The 21,731-nt window shown below is 68.0% G+C and carries 18 protein-coding genes and 1 pseudogene; 6 read left to right on the top strand and 13 right to left on the bottom strand.

The window, feature by feature from the left end:
• Window positions 1-36: 36 nt before the first annotated feature.
• The 3 genes from A4R43_RS37140 to A4R43_RS37130 are packed head-to-tail and all read right to left on the bottom strand — an operon-like array spanning window position 37 to window position 4,208.
• Window positions 37-1,194 carry a hypothetical protein gene (locus A4R43_RS37140; protein ID WP_113696359.1) on the bottom strand — a complete coding sequence of 386 codons (1,158 nt, stop codon included), beginning with the start codon at window positions 1,192-1,194 and terminating at the stop codon, window positions 37-39.
• Window positions 1,178-2,692, bottom strand: coding sequence for a phage portal protein (locus A4R43_RS37135; protein WP_113696358.1), 1,515 nt, complete (start codon window positions 2,690-2,692; stop codon window positions 1,178-1,180). The genes A4R43_RS37140 and A4R43_RS37135 overlap by 17 nt, the downstream gene beginning before the upstream one ends.
• A 10-nt stretch (window positions 2,693-2,702) precedes the next feature.
• Window positions 2,703-4,208, bottom strand: a complete 1,506-nt coding sequence (locus tag A4R43_RS37130) for a hypothetical protein (protein ID WP_113696357.1) — start codon at window positions 4,206-4,208, stop codon at window positions 2,703-2,705.
• A 378-nt stretch (window positions 4,209-4,586) separates the two neighbouring features.
• Between A4R43_RS37130 and A4R43_RS37125 the strand changes: the two genes are divergently transcribed.
• Entirely contained in the window at window positions 4,587-5,225 is a 639-nt protein-coding gene (locus A4R43_RS37125) for a hypothetical protein (RefSeq protein ID WP_162788729.1), read from the top strand.
• A gap of 6 nt (window positions 5,226-5,231) precedes the next feature.
• Here the strand turns inward: A4R43_RS37125 and A4R43_RS37120 are convergent, their stop codons facing one another.
• The 3 genes from A4R43_RS37120 to A4R43_RS37110 are packed head-to-tail and all read right to left on the bottom strand — an operon-like array spanning window position 5,232 to window position 7,185.
• Window positions 5,232-5,909: a galactosyltransferase-related protein gene (locus A4R43_RS37120; RefSeq protein ID WP_113696355.1), complete on the bottom strand. Its 678-nt coding sequence runs from the start codon at window positions 5,907-5,909 to the stop codon at window positions 5,232-5,234.
• Window positions 5,906-6,139 carry a hypothetical protein gene (locus A4R43_RS37115; RefSeq protein WP_113696354.1) on the bottom strand — a complete coding sequence of 78 codons (234 nt, stop codon included), beginning with the start codon at window positions 6,137-6,139 and terminating at the stop codon, window positions 5,906-5,908. The genes A4R43_RS37120 and A4R43_RS37115 overlap by 4 nt, the downstream gene beginning before the upstream one ends.
• Window positions 6,136-7,185 carry a glycosyltransferase gene (locus tag A4R43_RS37110; RefSeq protein WP_162788728.1) on the bottom strand — a complete coding sequence of 350 codons (1,050 nt, stop codon included), beginning with the start codon at window positions 7,183-7,185 and terminating at the stop codon, window positions 6,136-6,138. Before A4R43_RS37110 ends, A4R43_RS37115 begins: the two co-directional genes overlap by 4 nt.
• A 67-nt stretch (window positions 7,186-7,252) precedes the next feature.
• Between A4R43_RS37110 and A4R43_RS37105 the strand changes: the two genes are divergently transcribed.
• Window positions 7,253-7,912, top strand: coding sequence for a hypothetical protein (locus tag A4R43_RS37105; protein WP_113696352.1), 660 nt, complete (start codon window positions 7,253-7,255; stop codon window positions 7,910-7,912).
• Here the strand turns inward: A4R43_RS37105 and A4R43_RS37100 are convergent.
• The 5 genes and pseudogenes from A4R43_RS37100 to A4R43_RS37075 all read right to left on the bottom strand — a co-directional run.
• Complete coding sequence (locus A4R43_RS37100) at window positions 7,909-8,421, bottom strand: helix-turn-helix domain-containing protein (RefSeq protein ID WP_113696351.1); 513 nt, start codon at window positions 8,419-8,421, stop codon at window positions 7,909-7,911. The genes A4R43_RS37105 and A4R43_RS37100 overlap by 4 nt on opposite strands.
• A gap of 91 nt (window positions 8,422-8,512) precedes the next feature.
• Window positions 8,513-9,268, bottom strand: a complete 756-nt coding sequence (locus tag A4R43_RS37095; RefSeq protein ID WP_162788727.1) for a hypothetical protein — start codon at window positions 9,266-9,268, stop codon at window positions 8,513-8,515.
• Between the two features lie 499 nt (window positions 9,269-9,767).
• Entirely contained in the window at window positions 9,768-11,867 is a 2,100-nt protein-coding gene (locus A4R43_RS37085) for an AAA family ATPase (protein ID WP_162788726.1), read from the bottom strand.
• Window positions 11,864-12,079 (bottom strand): hypothetical protein, encoded by a 216-nt coding sequence (locus A4R43_RS37080; protein ID WP_113696347.1) that lies wholly within the window; start codon window positions 12,077-12,079, stop codon window positions 11,864-11,866. Before A4R43_RS37080 ends, A4R43_RS37085 begins: the two co-directional genes overlap by 4 nt.
• A gap of 654 nt (window positions 12,080-12,733) precedes the next feature.
• Window positions 12,734-13,342: pseudogene (locus A4R43_RS37075) on the bottom strand (MFS transporter); the annotation flags it as partial.
• A gap of 50 nt (window positions 13,343-13,392) precedes the next feature.
• Between A4R43_RS37075 and A4R43_RS37070 the strand changes: the two are divergent.
• The gene (locus A4R43_RS37070; RefSeq protein ID WP_236808497.1) at window positions 13,393-13,833 is read left to right on the top strand and encodes a YfgM family protein; all 441 of its coding nucleotides are present in this window, start codon (window positions 13,393-13,395) and stop codon (window positions 13,831-13,833) included.
• Here the strand turns inward: A4R43_RS37070 and A4R43_RS37065 are convergent.
• Window positions 13,790-14,974 (bottom strand): MFS transporter, encoded by a 1,185-nt coding sequence (locus A4R43_RS37065; protein ID WP_236808495.1) that lies wholly within the window; start codon window positions 14,972-14,974, stop codon window positions 13,790-13,792. The genes A4R43_RS37070 and A4R43_RS37065 overlap by 44 nt on opposite strands.
• Window positions 14,975-15,026: 52 nt before the next feature.
• On the opposite strand from A4R43_RS37065, the gene A4R43_RS37060 reads away from it, so the two are divergent.
• The 3 genes from A4R43_RS37060 to A4R43_RS37050 are packed head-to-tail and all read left to right on the top strand — an operon-like array spanning window position 15,027 to window position 20,159.
• Window positions 15,027-17,603, top strand: a complete 2,577-nt coding sequence (locus tag A4R43_RS37060) for a glycosyltransferase (protein WP_113696344.1) — start codon at window positions 15,027-15,029, stop codon at window positions 17,601-17,603.
• The gene (locus A4R43_RS37055; RefSeq protein WP_113696343.1) at window positions 17,604-19,079 is read left to right on the top strand and encodes a radical SAM protein; all 1,476 of its coding nucleotides are present in this window, start codon (window positions 17,604-17,606) and stop codon (window positions 19,077-19,079) included.
• 9 nt (window positions 19,080-19,088) lie between these two features.
• Complete coding sequence (locus A4R43_RS37050) at window positions 19,089-20,159, top strand: LacI family DNA-binding transcriptional regulator (protein WP_113696342.1); 1,071 nt, start codon at window positions 19,089-19,091, stop codon at window positions 20,157-20,159.
• Here the strand turns inward: A4R43_RS37050 and A4R43_RS37045 are convergent.
• Window positions 20,156-20,986 (bottom strand): nitroreductase/quinone reductase family protein, encoded by an 831-nt coding sequence (locus A4R43_RS37045; RefSeq protein ID WP_113696341.1) that lies wholly within the window; start codon window positions 20,984-20,986, stop codon window positions 20,156-20,158. The two genes, A4R43_RS37050 and A4R43_RS37045, sit on opposite strands and share 4 nt — an antisense overlap.
• Window positions 20,987-21,731 lie beyond the last annotated feature (745 nt).

Raw genomic sequence — 21,731 nt, 5'->3', positions numbered from 1 at the left:
CATCTCGGAGCCACCTGTGCCCCATCTCGGGGCGGATCACCAGTTCGTCGGAACGGGACCGGTGATGAACGTGCCCTGCTTGAGAGCGCGCTCGGCCCGCTTCTTGACTGAAGCGGGAACCTTCCAGCCGCTCGGGCTGGGAGCGTTACGGCCGCTGCCGATCTGGGTCAGCAGCTTCTCGGCGGCGCGCACGCGCACACCCTCGGACTCGGTGGGCAGCGCGTAGCCGTTCAGGATCGAGCGCTCCGCCTCCCGGCGCAGTGCCCGTGGCAAGTCGTACGCGGCCGACTGATCAGCCGCTGTTGCGGCCTTGCGGGCTGCTGCCTCCGCCACCTGGCCGCCCCGCGCTTGTGCGTCCGCGATGGCACCAGCCCAGTCGTGGGTGCGCTGCCGCGCGGCAGCCGTGTCGTGCCCGATCCACGGGGTTAGCCGACACCGGCAGTTCGGATGGCGGGGCGGTCCGGTCAGCTCGACCTGGTCGCCGCTCGCGTCGGTCGGCGGGTACGCCTTCTTGCCAAACGTGCGGCGCCAGTTGAACACCCCGCTACGCGCGAAGTGCCCCGACAGCGCCAGGCACGCCACGCAGGCATCTCGCTCAGCGACCCACAAGGCGCGGGCGCCGGTCTCGTCGATCACTTCGGCCAGGCCCTCGTTCAGCTCGGCGTTGACCACGGTGCGGGCGGTCCGCTCGACGATGTTGGCCGCCTGCTGCGCCGGAGCGAGTGCGCGGTGGATCGTCAGCAAACTGCCCCGCTGCAGCCCGGCGACCTGGAGCGGGGCGAGCGCCAGTTTCTCCCGCACGCGGGACACCGAGTGCTCGACGACCAGCTGGGTTTCCGGCGAGATCCCAGGCACTCCGGTGGCCGGCGGGACATTCGCCTCCCGGCGGCCCTGCTCGATCCCGAGCAGGCGACCCAGTTCGGCGTACTCCAGCAGCGCCGGAGCCGGGTCGATCTGGATTCCCAGCAGCCGCGCAACCAGTTCGCCTAGGAACTGCTGGAACGCCGGGCCGGACTGCAGTTCCCTCGGGCGGCGGAACCGGCGAGCCCACTCCGCGTGCGCCCACGACACCGCGACTTTCAGCGCTTCGCGGACGGGTCCCGCGGCTGCGATCGCGGCAGCCTCCTCCAGCGACAGCGCCTCGCCGTCGTGGTCCTGGATGATCGTGGGCCGAGGGTCATTCGCCGCCGTCATCGCTGCCGCCGTCGATATCCCCGATCACCTTCGCCACGGTCGCGGCCACCACGGACTCGTCCAGCACCCCGGCTGCTACCGCGGTGGCCATCGACGAAACCGCATCGCCGAGCCGTGCCAGCAGCTCCACCCGGGCAGCGAGGTCGCCCTCGCCGGTCTTCAGCCACTCGTCCACGTCCTCGCCGCGGTAGCCCAGCTCGCGCAGGTACTGTGCCGGGGGCACGCCCACGTCACGGCGCTGCGCGGCTTGCGCCAGCTTGGTCGTGTCGTCGGTGGACTCCACCGGCGCCCAGGAGATCGACACCGTGGCGTCCTCGTGCCCCAGCAGCTTCAGCACGAACCGGTAGAACTGCCGCCACGTCCCGTCCAGCGACAGCAGCCGCTTGTTGGTCTTCTTGTCCAGCGGCTCGTTCGCCGTCTTCAGGCTCTCGCCGCTGGGAATCTGGCCTGTGCGGTCGAACAGGTGCAGCGGGGTCTTGCTCGCCAGCGCACCTTCGCGCAGGTAATGGGTCGCCGGGTCCAGGAACGCTGCCGGGTCACCGGTCGAGAACTCCTTGACGTCCTTCACCCCAGACAGGTCCCAGAGCGTGCCGGGCCCGCTGGTCAGCGTGGACAGGTCGTCCTCTCCGGACTTGGTGGTGGTGCGCTCGCCGTCGGGCGAGATCGCGAAGTCGTCTTCATCGAGTTCGGCGGCTTCGGACGAGTTGCTGCCCAGCTCCCGCAGGGCCACCCGCTGCGGCGCCGAGTTGAAGTCCACGCCAGCCATGTGCCCAACGGTCAGCTTGATCAGCTTGTCCTGCGTGCCGTAGAACGGGCGGTGCTCCGGCGTGCCGTACTCGCCTGGCAGGCCAGTGCCATGGAAGTGGAACACCGGGACCTCGCCGTACGGGTTCGGTTCCTCGGCCTCCCGACCGTCCTCGGTGTAGGGCACGAAGTCGTTCGCCGAGCTGGCCCGGCCGCCGTCGGACTTCGAGATGTAGTGCTCGATGCGGTCGGCGTAGGCCAGGTCCACGCGGACCCGCTTACCCACCTCCCACCGGAAGATCGCCAGCTTCGGCACGCCCGGATTCTCCGGGTCGTAGAGCACCCGGCAGGTGCGCGGGTCCCACACCGAGACCTTGACCTGCCCGGCGACTTCGTTGCCGTCCTCGTCCAGCGCAGGCCAGGCCGACAGGTAGGCGTCGCCGAACTGGAGCGCGCGCCGGTTGGTCTCCGGGCGGGTCAGGGCCATGTTGTTGGCCTCGTCCACCGCAGCGACCGCCTGAGTCTGGGCGTCGTCCTGGCCGGTGATCGCCGTGATCTCCAGCTTGTCCGCCACGCCATCGATCACCACGTCACCGAGCAGCGTGATGAAGCTGTTCCCCTTGGCGCGCAGCAGGCGCCGCAGCTTCGGACTGACGAACGTCTCCGACACCGGGCCCTCGCTGTACGCCTTGGCCTTGTCGTACCCGGGCCGGGCCTTCTTCATCGCGTTCAGGGCGTCGTCCAGATCGGACACTGGTCACCCCCTACGCGTAGTCCCGCGACCGGCCGGCGGCCCGCTGCGGCTTCTTGTCGTCCTTGAGGAACACCTGCACGCCAGTTCCCACCGCGTCCACCAGGTCGTCGTGCCCGAGCGGGAACCGGACCATCTGTGCTTCCAGCACCGGAATCCGCTTCTCGTGGACTACCCGGCCGCGCTGGTACTTCGCCAGCAGCGATCCCGCGCGCACTTCCTTCGGCTCGTCCTGGTGCACCGTGCGTACCGGCACCGGCAGGCCGTGCAGGATGGCCAGCCAGGTATCCCCGCCCTGGTTCGTCTCCACCACCACACCGGCGATGTCCGGGAACTGCTCCAGGATCACCAGCACGCGGGCGCGCAGCTTCTCGCCGGGCGGGATCTTCACCTGCCACGCGTCGCGAACCACGCATTGGCGTCGTGACCCCTTCGCCGTCGCACCGATCACGGCCAGCGCGGTGAAGTCGGACTTCTCCTTGGTCGTGACAGCCGGGTCGATGGTCAGCAGCTGGTGCGTGATCGGCAGATCGGACCGGTGGGTGAAGTCCTCACCGGTCCAGAACGCTGAGTCCGCGGCCATCGGGTTGTTCATCATCTGGCTCTGGAACTGGCGCGTGTGCCGCACCGAGAGCAGGTAGGCCAGCGTCCACTTTTCCGGCCACAGCGACCGCTCTTCGCCCGTCTCCGGGTCGGTCACGATCGCCGGGTAGTACCGAGGCGTGAACCCCTCGTCGTCCACCCAGTCCGGATAATCCTCGCCGCGCTGCTTCGCCGCGATGTCGTCGATGATCGCGCCCGGGATCGCCACGGTGCCCGCCATCGTCACCGAGGCGTACACGTTCAGCGGCAAAATCCCGGACAGCAGCGTCGCGAGCCGGTGCTTCTTCTGCGTCTCGGTGTAGTTGCCTTCGGTGCCTTCGATGTCGTCCAAGATCAGGTGATCCGGCCGCCGGGTACCGATCTTCATCCCGAGGTTCGCCGAGTCGATGCCGCGCGCGACGAACACGAAGTCGCTGCGCGCGATGTACATGCTCTGGCTGTCCGAGACCGTCACCCCGGACGGGCGCCGCGCAGGCGTGCACAGCTCCGGGAAGTCCCGCCGCAGAAGCCGGTTGCTCTCCAGTTCCCGCTTGAACGTCATCAGGTGGTCCATCGCCTGCGTCGCCGAGTTCGCGAACGCGGCCAGGAACGACCGGTGCCCGTGCGCCGCCAGCCACAACGGCAGGATCGTGAACAGCCAGGTCGACTTACCGACACCTCGCGGGGCGACGTACGCGTCTCGGAGCTGTCCCGGCTCGCCGCCGATCGGCCGGACGTACCGCTTCGCGTGCTCGGCCAGCTCTACGTGGAACTCCGAGAACGTGATCTGGTTACCGGTCTCCGGCCCGCGCAGGTGGTGCGGCAAGTAGGTCAGCGCGAACAGCAGCGGATCAAGGCGGGTCAAGATCCGGCGGCCCTCGGGCTCGGCCAGCAACCGCGGGTCAAACTTCGCGAGGTAGGCGGCAAGATCGAACATCGCTCACCACCCGTAACACCTTGATCAGCTGCGACGACTCTCTTCCGCAGGCTCAAGCCAGAAGGGGACGGTCCAGTGGCAGTCGTGATTTCCAAACCAAGCGGTTCCGACGACCGGGAAGACGGCGTTGACGTCAACGTGTCGGATGGTCACTTGTACGTCTACGGCGCAGACCGTCAGGTGATTGCGATCTACGCACCTTCGAATTGGCGGAACGCCCAGGTTAAGCCGAAGAACTGATTACGTGGCAGTGCCCTCCGCGTCCTGCCCGTGCGCGGGCCTGGACCGAGGGCTCTCCCCGGCTCCGCCAGAGAGCGTGTCGTGTAGCTCGCCGCGTGGCCTGCTCTGGGCAGGCCAGATTGGAACCAACGTCCCGCCGTGAACTTTGCAGCCGAAGAACCGAAGTGGACCGAGGTGGCCAGTTTTTGGGCCTCGGTCGGGTCAGGTGTCATTGCACTAATCGCCCTGATCGCCGCCATCATCGCGGCAACCGCCGCGTGGAGAACTAACGAACATCAGAGGAAGCAACTGGACCAACTCACCCAACGCGACGCAGAGCGACACGCCTACAGCTTCGGCATGTGGGTAACCCGGGATTTAGACGACTTCGCGGTCTTCTACAGCAACGCAGGCTCGCTACCCGTCTACAACGTCGCTGTCCGCGTTTGGGTCAACTACGGCGACGAAGCTTTTCACTTTGGCAACTGGCGGGACATTGGTGATCTTGGACCAACAACAGAACCGCAGAAGCTCATAAAGTTCTCCGAAGATTACTTCCAACGGGTCGTCAGCTATGCCGAGAGCGAGGCCGAAGCGAAGTTCATTGACAACAAGGGGAATCGCGATCAAAAAGTGCTACAAATCGTCGACTACTGCATCTCGTCAGCTTCCCTTGAATACCAGTTCTATGATAGCGAGGGGCAACGGTGGGAGCGGGATAGAGAAGGCATTATTCTGCGCGAGGACCCTGTAATCACCACAAAAACGCGGGCGCGCTTTATTGCGCTCCGGTCCTAACGCCCGTCAGCGTCCGCGGACCCACGTGTCCAAGTACAGCCGTGTGTTGGGATTGGCCTCGGACGTGTCGTCCCGGAAGGCGTGACCCTCGTTGTCGTGCCACAGTCCCCGCAGCGGCCCGCTGTAGAACTCTGAGCGGTACGGGTGCACATCGCGGCACAGCCGGTTCATCAGGTCCACGTCCTCCCAGCCCCAGCCCTGATATCGCTCGTCGAAGCCGCCCACCTTGTCGAAGGCGGAGCGGGTAATGAGCATCAGGCCCGGCATGACGCAGCCGGTGGTCTGGGTGACCCACTCGACCGGCTCGCCGGCCAAGTAGCGCTCGGTGTCCTCTCCGGACAGCATCGCGCTGGAGTTGTACGGGAACGCCCAGTCCAGGCCGTGGCGCTCCATCAGCTCGGCCGTCCAGGCGATCGCGCCCGGGTCGGGAAGCTGGTCCGCGCCCCACAACATGAACCGGTCGTACTCCGGCGGCGCCAGCCTGGCCGCGTTGTTGATGGCGCGGCCCACGCTGAACGGATGCCGGTCGATGCCGGACTCGGCGTTCGTCGGGCGCCGGAACAATGGATCGGCGGCCACGATCAGGTCGAGGCCGGTCAGCTCCCACTCGGCGCGGAGCTTCGTCCAGACACGCTCACGCTGCCCGTGGTCAGTGCCCCACGGGATGATGACGGCGATGCTCATCCCCGATCACCAGTCCCGTACACGTCGAACTCGGACCGCGTCGGACCGCTGGCGCCACGCGGGCACGTGCACCAGGTCTCCTGGTCGAGAGCTGCCTTCACGCAGCGCGGTCCGTTCTCGAAATCCTCACAGGACACCGTTTCGAGCAGCCGGGCCGCTTCCTGCTCGGTGAACGAGTGGACTGTCCCGGCCGGGTGGTCCGTGTAGTCATGGCACTTCACGTTGATCATTGCTCGTACGCCTCCTCCCACAGGTGGGCGTTGCCCTCGATCGTTCGGCTGGCCGCCCACTCCCGGGCCTGCTTGCCCAGTTGCACCCGGTACTCCGGGTTCTCGACCAACTCGGCGAGCGCGGCCGTCCACTGCGCCGAGGTCGAGCACGGGATGTTGGGGCCGCCGTGCACCGTGGCGTACGGGCCTGCGTCCGAAGTGATCGCCGGGATGCCCAGCGCGGCCATCTCCAGCACGGCCAGATCCGACTTGGACTGGTTGAACCGGGTGTCTCGCAGCGGAACAACGGCCAGATCGAAGTCCACCTTCTTCAGGAAGTCGGCAACGCCAGCGGTCCACGCGGTGTGCCGGGTCCGGACGTGCCTGCTGGCCACCCTCGGGGTGTAGTCCGCGCCCATCGCGTGGAACTCGACCTGCCCGCGGCTGGCGGGGCGCTGCAGGAAGCCCCGCAGCGGCTTGGCCAGCTCGCCGAAGTCCCGGCCGTGGGAGTCCCCACCGCGCCAGCCGACCGTCACCAGGTCGCCAGCGGTCGGGCGCTCGTGGTCGAGCAGCCACGCCGGGACCTGGTTCGGCAGCACGACAACGTTGTCATTCCATTGAGAAACGACATCGGCCAGCGGCTCGGTGGTCACGGTGACCATGTGCGCGACCCGGATGTTCTCGATCATCCGGGCGCGGAGACCGTCATCGAAGTACGGCGTCCGCTCCAAGCTCCCATCCAGCCCGACCCTGGTGTGAGCCGAGATGTTCAGGCCGAAGAACTGGTGGGCGTGCCGGTTGCTCGGGTCCACGGCGAACAGGTCATCGTCGATCTCGTAGACCATCCGTGCGTGGTTCTCGCGCGCCATGCGCTGGAACACCGCCGAGGGGCCGGGTAGGCAAGTCCGCTGCGCCACGATCACGTCCGCCTCACCGTCGCGCACGGCGTCCGGCATGGCGGTGTCGAACCAGGTCGCGTGTCCGCGGTCGGCCAGCTCGGTCATTGGGAGGATGCCCCGGTAGTAGCCGCATCCTTGCCGGTCAGCAGCCCAGAAGAACACCTTCACCAGATCGTCACCCCTTCGTGCCCGAAGCGGGCGAAACGCTGGTGATCACCAGCGCGACGTACGCGCCGTGAACGTTAAGAAGCTGCTGTTCGGGGTCGTGCTGCCCGGAGTGCTCTCGCTCGGAGGAGCGGTCTATCTGGTCGTCTACGGACAGCAGAGGGACCTACCGCCGGACTGGTGGGCTGCATGGGGCCAGTGGGTCGGCGGTGTCGGCTCGATCGGCGCGTTCATCGCCGCTGGCCTTGCTGTCCGCGCCGCCTGGCGCACCAACCAGCAGCAGGCGGAGCAACTTAGACATCTACAACGCGATCAAGAACAGGCCCTGGCCGCTCAGTTCGGAGTGTGGATCGGGAAGCAGCGTAACGGCACCTTCAGGGTCATGTACCACAACGCGGCTGCCCTGCCCGTCTACTCCGTCTTAGCTGTATTCAAATGTGAAGAAAGCGCCGGAGAAACAAAGCCGCGAGACCTTGGACCAACCACGGAACCCGAGATATTCAATGACGCAGATGAAACAATGGAAGCAGTCATTAAAGACCAGGCAGAACGTGAGCTCGGTTCACGCATGTACAACGAGACCATGCACAGCCGCATGCTGTCCGACGAAGCATTCGATCGCATTGACGAACTCCGGGAGCTTGTTCGAATGACCGTATTCTTCCGAGACGGGAACAGCGAGGAATGGGTTCGAGATCACCAGGGCGTCCTAACCCCGAAGGCGCCCTAGTCGTTGGCTAGCCTGGCCTCGGTCGCGCTCACTTCGGCGCGGGCTTTCTCCAGCAGCTCGATCAGCTCGGCCGGAACCGGTGGCGTCTTGTCCTCGATCTCCGCCTTCACCGGCGCGTCCAGCCCGAGCAGCTTGGCCGTGCGCTCGATGTTGCGCAAGATCCGGTCCTGGGTCTTCAGCTTCAGCTCCAGGTCTTCCAGCGGCTTGCCGTCCTCGCTCAGGATCACCTTGCCGTGCGACACCAGCGGGTGCGAGGTCTCCAGCACGTCCGCGAGCTGCACGTACATGCGTTCCAGCTGGACTAGTTGGCGCTCTCGCCACTCGGCGGCGGGTACTCCGAGCCGTTCGTTCAGGTCCTTCTTGCGCCAGTTCGCGATCGTCTGTCGCGACACTCCCATGATCTCGCCGATTGCGGCGTCGGACAGTCCGCGAAGCTTCAGCTCCCAAGCCTTCTCGCGCTTCTCGGCTTGCTCGGCAGGATTAGGCATCGACTGGGGGATGAAAGTCATCCAGCACCCCCGATCCGCAGCCCAGCGGGGAAATTAGAACAGGGAATACGGTTCAGCCCCCACGGTGAGATTGAAACATGCGCCATTTCGGCTACGCAATCTTGGGCGCACTTACCAGCTCGGCCAGGTCCAGCACCCGGTATTTGCGAACCTTGGCGCCGGGATTGACCGGCTGCAGCCGCGCCAGGTACCGGAACAGGGTCGCCCGGCTGACCGGTTTAGGGCTCCACGCCTGCCAGCCCTCCAGCAGCTGCGCGGCGGTCCCGGTCACCGCGGCTGCGGCTGCCCGCCGCCCCATCAGTGACTCGTCCACGCTGTAGGCCCGCCCGCACCCCGGGCACGTCGCGCTGTCCAGGCCGCGGACACCGAAGACATCCGTGGCGCACTCGCCGTCGGCCGTCTCCTCGCGGCAGCGGCCCAGGAACACCCGGTCCGCCGAACCTCGCGCCTGCGCCCGGCCGGCGCCTCGCACTGCCTGCCGGAATTCGGCAACCATCTGCGCCGCCTGCGGGTGCTCTGCCAGCAGACCGCCCAGCGAAGCCATCCAGTGCGCCGACGATGGCGTGTCCACCCCGCTCCGCGTCCGGTGGCTGAACTCGGCCTGTGCCGCGGCGGCCCAGTGCAGGACCAGGGCCCGGAGGTTGTCCCGCTGGCCGCTGGCTCGGTCGTCGAATGGCAGCGGGGTTTCGCGGCTGCTGGCCCGATGCACTCGCGCCCCGCCGCCTCCACGGCTGCCGGACCACACCGCCTCGCCCAGTTCGCCCCACAACCGGGCCACAGCCCGCAGATCACGAATGAGGGAAGCGAGGCACGCGGAGCAGATCACATCCGCCGTACGCACCACCAAGCGTCCACATGCCACGCTTCCACAAATTTCCATTGCCGACCTTTCCCAGCCAAACAACAGAGGGTTCTCGCGATGCGACCATTTTATCAGTAACGGTTTTGTGACAACTAGCGCCGTTTCCGCCGCGCACTCCCGCTAGCGCATTTGCCGGAACTGCGGACAGGTGTCGTCGTGATGCACAGTCACGTGCCACATCCGCCGATGCTGCGCGTCTCGCTTCACGGTCCGGTACGCGTCGCAGTCCTCGCACCCGCCCGGCACTCGCTGGCCGATCAGTGGCCCCAGTGCTTGCGCCAGCTGTGCCGCCGGGTCGTCGTGGTCGTTCATGTCGGGGCCTTTCGTCTCTGCTCGGGTGCTGGGCCGGAATGCGTCCCGGGACGCGGGACGCATGGGTGTGTCTGGGGGCGGAAGCGTCCACCGCGTCCCCCCTTCGGGAGGGACGCGTTGGGACGCATATCGCGGAATGCGTCCGAGACGCATTGGGACGCACTCAGACGCATTAGCCTGGAGAGGGCTCCGGGGGTGGTTTCTCGGCCAGGCTCCAAAGGGTTGCCGTGCCGGACTTGCGACTGACGAACGTGCCTCTCGCTTCGCCTATCTTCAGCGCCTCGCGCTTGGCGGAGGCGTTGCCAGTCACTCCGCGCTCGACTTCCCTTCCGGAGCTGCCTGGGTGTTCCTGCAGGAACTCCGCGACCTTCTCTTGCATCTGATACGACTCGTCGAACTGGTCCGGCTCGTCTTCCTTCGGAGGGAACAGGGTGATGTCGATCAGGTCGCCGGTGGCGTCCATGACCGCGTCGGCGAACATCTGCAGCCGGTCACGCTTGTCCCAGCCTCGGGCGTGCTTGCGGACCTGGCCGCCCCGGTCTTTGGCGACCTTGATCCGCATCCGGCCGACTCTGCCGGGAGCGATGGGGTCGACGGGCTCGACGATGAACGCGGCACCATTGATGCCCGCCATCTTGTACTGGCCGCCGATCGAGAACCGGCCCCGGGTGTCCGCGTTCTTGGTCACGTGGTCGATGCAGACCACCGCGGCGCCGGTGTGCTCGGCCAGGGTGCGCGGGACCCGCCGGACCCACGAGGCGATCTCGTCGTTGTCGTTGGAGGACTTGCCCTCGATCGACAGGGCTTCGGTCACCGCGTCGATCACCACCAGCCCGTACCCGCCTTCCCGGGTCAGCAGGAACTGCCACTGCGCCCGCTCGTCGTTCGAGTCGGGCCGGGCGTCGGGGTTGATGTAATCGAGCTGGTTCAAGATCTGGTCGCGGGACAGGCCGAGCGACTGGAATCGCCGGACGGTCTCGGGGCCGTCGTCCTCGTAGTCCACGTACATGACGCGCCCGCCTGCCCGGATGACCTCGACCGCAGCCTGGATGCACAGCCAGCTCTTGCCGGACTCGGACTCGCCCGAGACCCAGTGGATTTTGCCCGGGTAGAACATGCAGCGCCCATCGGTGCGCGCCAGCACGGTTGGTTCGAGTGGCTTGTGGGTGCCGTCCAGGATCGCGGTCAGGTCCTTGGGCATCCACGACGGCTCGTCGTCTTCGCCGGGCAGCGACTCGGGTGGGCGGTCGCATTTGCAGCCCCGCTTCTCCTCCGGTGTCGGCTTGGCCAGGATCTGGCCCACGCCCTGGTGGCCAAGCACCATTCGGCCGAACTCGTCCTCCGCCACCCTGTCGTCCGACCGGTTAGACACCGCCGTGATGAACTCGTACCGAAGGCGTTCCATCGCCTCGGGCACACCGGAATGTCCTTGCTCGCCTCGGCGCAGCAAGTCCAGCACCCGGGGCAAGACCCCATCATGGCGAGAGGCCCCATGGCACGCTTCGAGCGCGGTCTCCAGCGCATCGTTGACCGCCCGGCATGGCTCACCAGCGGGCAGCCCATCATAGAACTGCTGGACTTGTTCGCCGTTGACCCGCAGGGACTCGCGGAACCCGGCGCCGTCGGCCAGGTGCTGTACCCACGCCTCGGGCAGCTTGGGCAGCTTGCTGGGTGGAGGCAGCACCTCGACCAGCCGCCGATCCGAGCCGGGCGACCACAGCCGGACGGGCCGCCCGCCGTCGTCCCCGTTGGTCGAGGGGTAGGTCATCACGTAGCGGTGGAACCACTGGATGATCTCGACATCGGGAAGGCGGGTGACCAGCTTGGTTCCGGCGGGGACGCGGAACAGGTACTTGCCCGAGATCGCGTCGTCGCCGCGCGAGGTGATTTTCCAGGTCCGCTGCAGCGGCAGGGTGCCGAGCGTGCGTTCCAGCTTCTTGATCGTCTGGCCGCCGGTCTTGACCTTGCCACCGTGCTCGTAGTCGTCGATGTCGATCGCGATCACGTCGAATTGCTCGCCGCGCGGCATCCGGACCGCGAGGTTGTCGAAGCCGTGCCGCTTCATCTTGCGGCGGACCTTGTCCAGCGGCCAGTCCTGCCCTTCGTAGCCAGTTACCCCGGTCGGAACGGGCGCCTTCCTACCGGTCGGCAGCGGGATCTGGCCTGGCCAGCCAGCCGCGTGATTGCGCTCGGCGATCTCGAAGGCGGTGAGGCTACCTTCGGGCTCAGGCGGTTCTTCCATGGCTCGAATGACCTCGCCACTGAGTTTCACCACTGCTGCCCCCGCTCTCGGCGCTGGCGCTCGCGGCGGCGGCGCTTGTTCTCGGTGATGATCGCGATCCGCTTGCGGCGGAACTCGGGGTCGGCGTGGTATCGCCGCTTGATGTAGCTCGCCGTGTAGTGCGTGGCGCACAGGTCTTTGGCTCGGCAGGGGCGGTCGCAGCCCTCGCGGGAGCACTCGCGGTCTCGCTGAAGCTCACTCATCGTCGCCCCCACCCTGGCCGGCGGGTGCCGGGTCGGCAGGCTGGTCGAACTCTCCGAACAAGATCCGGAGCAAGCTCCGGTAGTCGGGTTCGGGCATCTGGACAGGCGAGAACCTGACCTCGTTCATCTGCTACTCCATGGTTCGAGCAGCAAATAGCCGAGCGGACTGGGCAACCACGGGGCTAGCACCCGTGTTGCGACTCCAGTGCACTCGGCTGGTCAGGGCGTCTGCGCAGGCGAGAAACCTGCGCCGAACTCCGTACTACGCGTCCCCACCGTGACGACAGGCGGTAAAGCTCGGGCTGCACCTACGCTCGCTGGGCGAACGCCGTCCTTGCGGACTCCGGGCCGGGCTTGGTGCGATTCTTCGGGAGTTCGTGCGGTGTTCGGTTATCTGCTTGGTGGTCGGCGGTGTCCGCCTGGGACGACTAGTCAACCAGTGCAAGTTTACTTGCACAAGATTCCGCAGGTCAGAGAGCCTTCGAGGCTGCCAGTTCGCTTTGCTCCTTCCACCCGGACGCCGGAGTGGCACCGGGCAGAAGGAGCATAAGCACATCCGAACAAGTTAGGTTTACATTATCGACACAGAGTAACCAACGAGGTTATGTCCTGACGACTAGCAAGAACGGCACGCTGGTCCCGGTAACCCAGTCTGGGTAGCTCTTCGACCCCGCGCCGGATCCAGAACCCGACCACCAGCAGCGGCAGTGCGAGCAGGAAGGCCAGCCGCCAGCCCCAGTCGCCGAGATCGGTGAACAGCCCGATCACACTGAGCACCACGGTGGCCAGCACGGTGCCCGCGGGAGCGCCCGCCTGCGGCCACGATGCCCAGAACCCGCGCCGGCGTGGTTCGCCGTACTCGCTGACCAGCAGCACCGCCGCGCCGAACTCGCCGCCCAGCGCGAATCCCTGGATCATCCGCAGCGTGACCAGCAGGATCGGCGCGAGCAGCCCGGCGTCGGCGTAGGTCGGCAGCAGGCCGATGGCCGCGGTCGCCGAACCCAGCATGGCGAAGGTGATCACCAGCATCGGCTGCCTGCCGAACCGGTCGCCGAGATGGCCGAACACCACTCCGCCGAGCGGGCGCGCGACAAAGCCGAGCCCCTGCGTGGCCAGCGCGAGCAGCAGTTTCGCCACCGGCTCGTCACCGGGGAAGAACAACGGACCGAGCACGGTCGCCGCGAGCAGCCCGTACAGCGCGAAGTCGTACCACTCCAGCACGGCACCCGCCATGCTGCCCGCCAGCACCCGCCGGAAGCCCATGATCGTCACTCTCGCAAGTAACCTGGGCCCCTGTCGAGATGGGAGTGCGAGTGACCGACGAGGTGATGACGCGGCTCGGCGCCGCGATGGAACTGGCGCAGCGCGGTGATCGCGAAGCGGCCCGCGAGCGGTTCACCGAACTTTGGGCGGAGGCGAGCGATCCGCTCCACCGGTGCATGATCGCGCACCACCTCGCCGACCAGCAGGACGATCCGCGGGAAGAGCTGCGCTGGGATCTCCTCGCGCTGGAAACGGCGTCGTCGATCACCGACGAGCGCACCGCCGAAGCCGGGGCCACCGGTTCGGTGCGGGCCTTCTACCCGTCGCTGCACCTGAACCTCGGTGACGTCTACCGCCGTCTCGGTGAGCTTTCCCTGGCGCGAGAACACCTCGAACTCGGGCTCGCCGCGGTCGACGCGCTCGGGGACGACGGCTACGGGCAGCTGATCAGGACCGGACTGGATCGGCTGGCAGAACGACTGGCGGCCTGAGCCGCCTGGCCCCGAGCGCGGCCGGCACGATCAGCACCGCGACCACCCCGGCCAGCGCCATCGCGCCGGGCAGCCCGGTCAGCGTGGCCACCCCGCCGATCACCGGCGGTCCGCCGAGCAGTCCCGCGTAGGCGACCGTGGTGACAAAGCCGAGTTCCCGCTCACCGCCCGTGCCGCCCGGCTCGCGGCCCGCCGCACCGGCGAGGTCCATCGCCAGCGGGAAGCAGAACGCGAGCCCGATCCCGGCGAGCGCGAAACCGGTGTACGCGGCAAAGCCGGACGGCACCACCGCGGCCAGGAACACGCCGGACGCGGCGAGCGCGCCGCTGCCGACCAGCAGGCGGTACGGGCCGAACCGCCGCTGCGCCCGTTCGCCGGTCAGCCTGGTCACCGCGATGGCCACGGCAAAAACCGAGTACGCCGCCGCGGCACCGGCTTCCCCGAACCCGCGCGCGTCCACCAGGAACAACGCCGACCACTCGGCGCAGGCGCCCTCCGCGACCGCCGCGCACACCGCGATCCCGGCCAGCAACCACAACCGGCCGCGCGACATGACCTGGCGGTAACCACCGGACGGGCGTTCCTCCGCGGCCGGCCGCTCCCCCGGCACCGCGCGCACGGTCGCCAGCACGGCGGTCAGCCCCAGCACGCCGATCACTCCGAACTGGACAGCCGGTTCGACCGCGAGCGCCGCCGCGACCGCGGCACCGAGCGAACCACCCAGGCCGCCGAAGCTGAAGCCCGCGTGGAACACCGGCATCAGCGGCCGGTCCAGCTGCCGCACCACGGCCACCGCGCCGATGTTCATCGACACGTCCACCGCGCCCATCAGGCCGCCGAGCAGCGCGAGCGCCAGGCCGAGCGTCCACACCGAACCGGCCAGGCCCAGCAACGGCAGCAGCAGGCAGGCGGCGGGCAGGCAGAGGGCGAGCACCGGCCGCGCACCCCAGCGGGCACACGCCTTCGCCGCCGGTGAGGCGGTCAGGATCATCGCCACGCTCGGGCCGAGCAGGGCGAGGCCGAGGCCGCCGGTGCCCGCCCCGGCCTGGTCGGCCAGCGCCGGCACGCGGGCCGCCCACGAGCCGTAGAGCGCTCCATTGACCACGAACGCCGCGGCCACCGCGATACGCGACGAAGTCAAGCCGAACTCCCACTTGTGCGAACCGGTGTATTCGCCCGTAACATTAACCACCATGGTTGCCCTCTGGGGAATATCCTTCGACGGCACGCCGATCTCCGGATTGGTCGTCGAGTTCGTCAAGACGGCACGCCATTTCCACCAGCGCGGGATTCGGGTCCACCTCGACCTCGGATACGACATCAAGGCGGACAAGAACGCCTTCTTCCGGCCGTACACGGACGAAGCGGACCTGCTGCCCGAGTGGATCGCGCTGGACCGGATCGAGGCGGTACAAGGGATCGAGGGTTACTCACCGGAGCTGGTCAGCACCGTGCTGGCCGAGGTGATCGGCCGCGGTGACGACTCACGACTACGGTCGGTGATGAATTCGCTGACCGCCACCCTGCGTGACCGAATTCTGGCCAAGTGGACCCAACTCGGCATTTCTTTCGTACTGGTCGAGAATGGCACGCTGCCCGAGAACGTCATCTACACGCGCGCGCTCTACCAGGCGATCGAGGAATACGGCAACCGCCATCGGCTGGGTTGCTTTGTGCTCTGGCGCGACCACGACCTGATGTGGCAGAGCGAGCCGAGCAGCGGCAAGTACGGGCGGTTCCCCTATCCGCACACCCCGCTCCCGGTGCACAGCCCGTTCATCCACTACGTCGCGCTGCACGAGGAGGCGAAGCGCCGGACGCTGGAGTGGGCTCCGCACCTGCGACGACTCAGCGTGCTGCCGAACACCTTCACCCACCGGCGGGCCGAGGTGACCCCGCACAACGCCGGTTTCCGCGCCGCACACGGCATTCCCGAGCACGTGCCGCTGATCGCCCGGTTCACCAGGATCGTGCCGCAGAAGCGCATCGACCGCGACCTGCACCTGATCGCCGCGCTGCCCGGCACGCACCTGTTCGTGGCCGGTGATCCCGCCGAACATCCTGGTGAATTCACCAGACTTCGCGAACTGGCCGGCTCGCTCGGCGTGCGGGACCGCGTGGTCTTCGGCGGCAGGCTGGCGCCGCACGACGCCGAGGTCGGCAGGCCCGGTTACTCCGTTCGCGACCTGCTCGCCCACGCGCAGCTGGTCTCCTTCCTGACCTCGTACGACTACGAGAGCTACGGCAACCCGATCGGCGAGGCCATCGCCTCCGGCGTGCCGTACGTGACCAGCCACTACGAGCTGTACCAGGCGGTCTACGGCGACAAGGGGTTCCGCGCCCCGGTGCTCGACGTGCGGCGGCACGACCTGCCGGACATGTCCTTTGTGGACGAAGTGGCCGAACTGCTCACCGACGAGACAAAAAGGGCGAAGATGGCGGAGCACAACTACGCGCTGGGTCAGCGGCACTTCGGCGAGGGGCGGGCCGAGCGCCTGCTGGACGAGCTGTTCCTGGCACCGATGGGCGAGCGCACCCTGGCCAGCGTGGTGCTACCGGTGTACAACGAGGCGGCGAACCTGCCCGCCGTGCTGGACTCGCTCTACCACCAGCGCGGCATCGACCGGTCGGCGTACGAAGTGGTGCTGGTGGACAACAACTCCACCGACGACACGGTGGCCATCGCCCGCCGGTTCGCCGAGGAGCACCCGGATCTCGCGTTGCACGTGGTGCCCGAGCCGGAGCAGGGTGTGGCCTGCGCGCGCCGGACCGGGATGGACTTCGCCAGCGCCCGCAGCAAGAACCGCGGCGCGGGCGCGGACGAGCGGTTCCTGCTGGTCTCCGCCGACGCCGACTGCCGCGTCGATCCCGGCTGGCTGGCCGAGTTGCTGGCGGCGATGGAATCCGGCAAGGCGGCCATCGGCGTCTGCGACTACTACTACGCACCGGAGCACTTCCAGGGCCGCCCGCGCCTGTGGGACGCGATCTCCCGCACGCTGCGCTGCCGCGCGGTCACCTTCGCCCTGTTCGGCGGCTTTCCCGACGGCAAGGGCTTCGCCGTGGACCGCGACGCCTACGACCGGGTCGGCGGCATCGAGATCTTCTACCAGCTGCGGAACGGGAAGTTCGTCAACCACCTCTCCGACGACTGGGACTTCGGCATCAAGGTGCGTGGCTCCGGCGAGGAGATCCTGTACGCGCCGAAGTCGCGAGTGGAGATCAACCCGCGCCGGGTGGACCACGCGATCGACGAGGTGATCACCGGCCGTGCCTACGGTTCGGACGGCATCATCGTGATGCGTGACATCCGGGTCGAGGAGCCGGCGCGCGAAACCGACCTCACCGAGGCGGAAGCCTTGCAGGCGTGGGAGTTCTCCATCAAGGACTTCACGCCGAAGAACACCGTTCTCCCCGTGCTGCTCACCCCGTCCCTGCTCGACGACGACGCGGTGATCGAGTTCTTCGGCCCCGAGCTGGCCGAACGCCTCGGCAGGCGGATCGCCGAGATCAAGGACGAGATGCGGGTCACCGACTTCACCCCGATCCACTCGTACAAAACCCCTTGTTACCGCCTGTACTTCGAGTTCGCAGACGAGCTGTTCGCGCGGCTGCGCGCCACCGTCGGCGAGGACATCGGCTATCCGCCGCCGCTGCCGTCGTGCTTCGACGACGTGCCGCCCGAGCGGTTCACCGAGTTCGTGAAGTACTACTGCGAGGACCGCGAATCCGGCGACGCGCACAACTACTTCGGCAACGGAGGGGTGTTCTGAATGGACTACGAGCAGGCATTGGCCTCCCTGCGGCAAACCGACCCCACCGCACCGGTTCCGGCGGTGCTCGGCGCGCTCGCCGCGCCGGAGAACCGGCACCTGCTGGAGTACGTGGTCGAGGACCCGTTCGGCGCACACGTCTTCCCCGGCAACGAACCCGGCTACGCGCCCGAAACCTTCCTGGCCGATCTGGAGGCGCAGCTTTCCGGCACCGCCCCGATCCACCTGTGGTCCTACATCCCGACCTGCGCCTACCGCTGCCGGTTCTGCCAGTACCCGGTGGTGCTGGTGAAGGGCAGCGCCGAGGTGACCGACGCCAAGGCGAGCCAGTGGGTGGACTGGAACATCCGCGAGGCGGAGCTGTGGCTGGAGCAGGTGCCGTCGCTGGCGTCCGCGCCGGTCGGCGAGTTCAACGTGTTCGGCGGCACGCCTTCGCTGCTGCCGAAGCACGCGATCCGGCGGCTGCTCGAGTTCTACCGGGAGAACTTCGGCTTCGGGCCGGAGACCACGATCCGGTTCGAGGGTGATCCGAGCACGTTCACCCCGGACAAGCTCGAACTGCTCGCGGAACTGGGCTGCACCAAGCTGTCCAGCGGCGTGCAGTCCTTCGACGACCCGGTGCTGCGGCAGTCCGGGCGCGAGCACAGCGCCGAGATGTGCGTGGAGTTCATCCGCAACGCGCAGCGCACCGGTTTCGACTGGATCAGCATCGACCTGATGTACGGCCTGTTGGACCAGACCGTGGACAGCGTGCGGCGCGACCTGGACGTCGTGCTGGCCGAACAACCCACCGCGGTGGTCTGCACCAAGCTGCACCTGAAGTCCTATTCGGACACGCGGACCGGGGTGGCCGGCGTGCAGCCCGCCGCGTGGCAGCTGCCGGACTACCGGGACAGGCTGGTCCGCGACGGGCACCGGTGGCCGCCGCTCGGTGAGCAGTACCAGATGCGCGAGGTGCTCACCGAGGGCCTGCGCGCCGGCGGGTACACCGAGCACCCGACGATGTACTTCGCCAGGGACGGGCTCGGGCCGGAGAAGTGGAAGTCGATCATGGTCGACCAGGACCGGCAGGAGGCCGAGGTGGCGATCGGCCTGGGCGGGAGCTCCAGCTGCCGGGCGTCCGAGGCGATCACCGACGTGCACTGGAAGCGGTACTCGGAGGCCGTGGAGGCGGGCCGCATCCCGCTCGGCTCGGCGACCGGCTTCTCCCCGGCCGCGCAGGAGGCGCGAGCGATCAAGATGGCGTTGTCCACGCTTCAGCCGCTCGACGACGCCCTGCACCAGCGGCGGTTCCCCGGCAGTTCGCTGTTCGCCGAGCCGTGGCGCGGGCAGTTCGGCTCGCTGGCCGAGCGCGGGCTGCTCCGGCTGGACGAGCGCGCCGGGCGGGTCGAGCTGACCCCGGACGGCGAGGTGCTGGTGGAGGCGATCATCAACACCGAACTCGACCGCGACGCCGCGCCCGCGCTGTCACCGTAAGCTACCGGGGTGCCTGCACCCCGGAAGCGGAAGCCGACGCTCGACAGCGTCGCCGATGCCGTCGGCGTGTCCAGGGCAACCGTGTCGAACGCGTTCAACCGGCCCGACCAGCTGTCCGCGGAGCTGCGCGAGGAGGTGCTGCGCGTGGCGCGCCGCCTCGGTTATCCGGGGCCGAACCCGGTGGCACGCAGCCTGGCCACCAGCCGGACCGGGTCGATCGCGTTCATGCTCGACACCCCGCTGCGCGCGGCCTTCTCCGATCCGGCGCTGTCCATCACGTTGGACGCGCTGGCGACCGAAGTGGACACCGAGGGTTACGCGCTGCTGCTCCTGCCCGGCGGGGACGACGGCGGCCCGCGGGCCGAGCGGGTGCTCGCCGCGCAGGCCGATCTCGCGGTGGCGTACTCGCTGGCCGACGGCGCGCCCGCGTTGAAGGCGGTGAAGCAGCGGCGGCTGCCGCTGGTGGTGATCGACCAGCCGATCGTGCCGGGCGCGGCGGTCGCGGGCATCGACGACCGCGGCGGCGCCACGGCGGCCGCCCGGCACCTGCTCGACCTGGGGCACCGCCGCTTCGGGATCTTGTCCGCGCAGTGCCTTTCCGTGCCACGCGGTGGTCCGCTGTCGGTGGAGGAGGCGGTCCGGAGCCGGTTCCGGGACAACCGCGAGCGCATGATCGGTTACCTCGACACGCTCTCGGCGGCGGGCGTCGACGTCGAGAGCGTGCCGACCTGGGAAACCTCCGGCCTGTCGCGGGCCGAGGCGCAGGTGGCCGCGCGGGCCGTGCTGGAAACCGGGCCGACGGCCGTGCTCTGCATGTCCGACGAACTGGCCATCGCGACACTGGCCGCGGCGGGCGAGCTGGGCCTGCGGGTGCCCGAGGACCTGTCCGTGGTCGGGTTCGACGACACCGCCGAGGCGGGCTGGACCACACCCGCGCTGACCACCGTGCGCCAGGACCTCGCGGGCAAGGGCCGCGCGGCCGGCCGGATGGCGCTGGACCTGCTCGCCGGGCGGCCGGTCAAGGCGCCGGTGACGCTGGAGACCGAGCTGATCGTGCGCGCCTCGACGGGACCGGCCTAGGTGGTGGTCAGGAGGGGGATCAGCTGTTCCTCCTCGTAGGTCAGGTGGCGCTCCAGTTCGTCGGTGAGCCGCTCGACCTCCGGCAGCACGGCCGCCGGGTCCGCGTGCTCGGCTTTGACCAAAGTGGACAGTTCGGCGATGAGCGCGGCGATCTTCTCGTGCTCGCCCGAAAGTCGGTCGATCGTCGGCGCGGCCTCGGGAAAGCGGTCGGCGAGGTACGGGAACAGGGCGGTGTCCTCGCCGGTGTGGTGGAAGGTCAGGCCCTGGCACAGGGTCAGGCAGTTCATCCGCAACTGCACGCCGAGCGAGTGCCCCGATTCGCTGAACTCCTTGCGGATCAAGGAAAGCTCGCGGCGGAACGCGTCGTGCACCAGCTTGAGCGCGGCCCCCGGCGACGACGCGTTCGGCGGTCCGCCCGCGACCTCGGTCAGCGCCACCACCGGCAGCACACGGCTGGTTTTCTCCTGGTAGTCACCCCAGCCGCGCTCGGCTTCGACCGCGCGGGCGAACACGCGGTCGCGCTCCTCGCCTTGGAGCACGGTCGCTTCGGCTTCGTAGGTGAAGACGCCGTTTTCCACGGTGACGCGGGGATTGGCGAGCAGGTTGTGGTACCAGGCAGGATGGCGTGGACCGCCACCGGCACTGCCGATGACCAGGACGCGCTCGGCGCCGTCGGGCAGGTAGGCGAGCGGCACGGTGTGGGGTTTGCCGGTGCGTGCTCCGGTGGTGGTCAGCAGGAGCAGCCTGGCTCCCTCGAAGTAGCCGCCGACACGACCGGCGTTGGCGCGGAACTCGTCGATGACGGGTTGGTTGAAATCCTGGGGCATACGCTTCTTTCGTGGTTTTTGGGGCAGGACGAAGTGCCGCCCGGGCAGGCGGACACGTTTTGCGGAAAAAGGCCGGGGGGTACTGAGTGAAGGCAGCGCGGCAAGGCGCGCGGAAGAATGCGGAGAAAGTGGGGGCGGGGCTCGCGCCCGCCGAGGGCTCACGCCTCGGCCGGGAACCCGTCTCGAATTTGGCCAAAGGCCGACCCGGCAGTCACGATCGTGAATCGTAGGGCAAAGGGGGTGGGGATGGCAAGCGAATGGATCGGGGGCGGGTGCCACCCCGGCGTTTCATTGTGACGACGGCGAAGAACTCGTTGTCAAGGCTGGGGGGCGTACCTTGACAACGAGTTCTTCGCCGTGTGTTGGCTGTGGACCGGGTGGGGGAAGGGGGAGTTTGGGTGGTCGTCGGGTCCCGTGCCCGGCTTCCGGTTTGGAGGGGTGGCTGGGCACGTTGAGATTGGATGCCTGGCTGGGCACGTTGAGATTGGATGGCTGGCTGGGCACGTTGAGCTTGGGAGTTGGCTGGGCCCGTTGAGCTTGGGAGTTGGCTGGGCCCGTTGAGCTTGGATGATCTTGGGGCACCTTGGGCCGGGATGGCGTGAGCGCCTTGCGCCGGGTTGGCGGGGTGGACACGTGGAGCTTGGATGGTGGCGGGCCGCCTTGCGCCGGGTTGGCGGGGTGGGCACGTGGAGCTTGGATGGTGGTGGGCCGCCTTGCGCCGGGATGGTGGTGGGGCACCTCGGGC

The sequence above is a fragment of the Amycolatopsis albispora genome, from assembly GCF_003312875.1.
Taxonomy (GTDB): domain Bacteria; phylum Actinomycetota; class Actinomycetes; order Mycobacteriales; family Pseudonocardiaceae; genus Amycolatopsis; species Amycolatopsis albispora.
Note: the sequence above shows the minus strand (reverse complement) of the source record. Positions and strands in the feature narration are given on the sequence as shown.

What these genes read in the sequence shown, in the direction of transcription:
- A4R43_RS37140 (WP_113696359.1), bottom strand. Translation starts at nt 1,194, where the DNA reads ATGACGGCGGCGAATGACCCTCGGCCCACGATCATCCAGGACCACGAC.
- A4R43_RS37130 (WP_113696357.1), bottom strand. Translation starts at nt 4,208, where the DNA reads ATGTTCGATCTTGCCGCCTACCTCGCGAAGTTTGACCCGCGGTTGCTG.
- A4R43_RS37120 (WP_113696355.1), bottom strand. Translation starts at nt 5,909, where the DNA reads ATGAGCATCGCCGTCATCATCCCGTGGGGCACTGACCACGGGCAGCGT.
- A4R43_RS37115 (WP_113696354.1), bottom strand. Translation starts at nt 6,139, where the DNA reads ATGATCAACGTGAAGTGCCATGACTACACGGACCACCCGGCCGGGACA.
- A4R43_RS37100 (WP_113696351.1), bottom strand. Translation starts at nt 8,421, where the DNA reads ATGACTTTCATCCCCCAGTCGATGCCTAATCCTGCCGAGCAAGCCGAG.
- A4R43_RS37080 (WP_113696347.1), bottom strand. Translation starts at nt 12,079, where the DNA reads ATGAGTGAGCTTCAGCGAGACCGCGAGTGCTCCCGCGAGGGCTGCGAC.
- A4R43_RS37060 (WP_113696344.1), top strand. Translation starts at nt 15,027, where the DNA reads ATGGTTGCCCTCTGGGGAATATCCTTCGACGGCACGCCGATCTCCGGA.
- A4R43_RS37055 (WP_113696343.1), top strand. Translation starts at nt 17,604, where the DNA reads ATGGACTACGAGCAGGCATTGGCCTCCCTGCGGCAAACCGACCCCACC.
- A4R43_RS37045 (WP_113696341.1), bottom strand. Translation starts at nt 20,986, where the DNA reads ATGCCCCAGGATTTCAACCAACCCGTCATCGACGAGTTCCGCGCCAAC.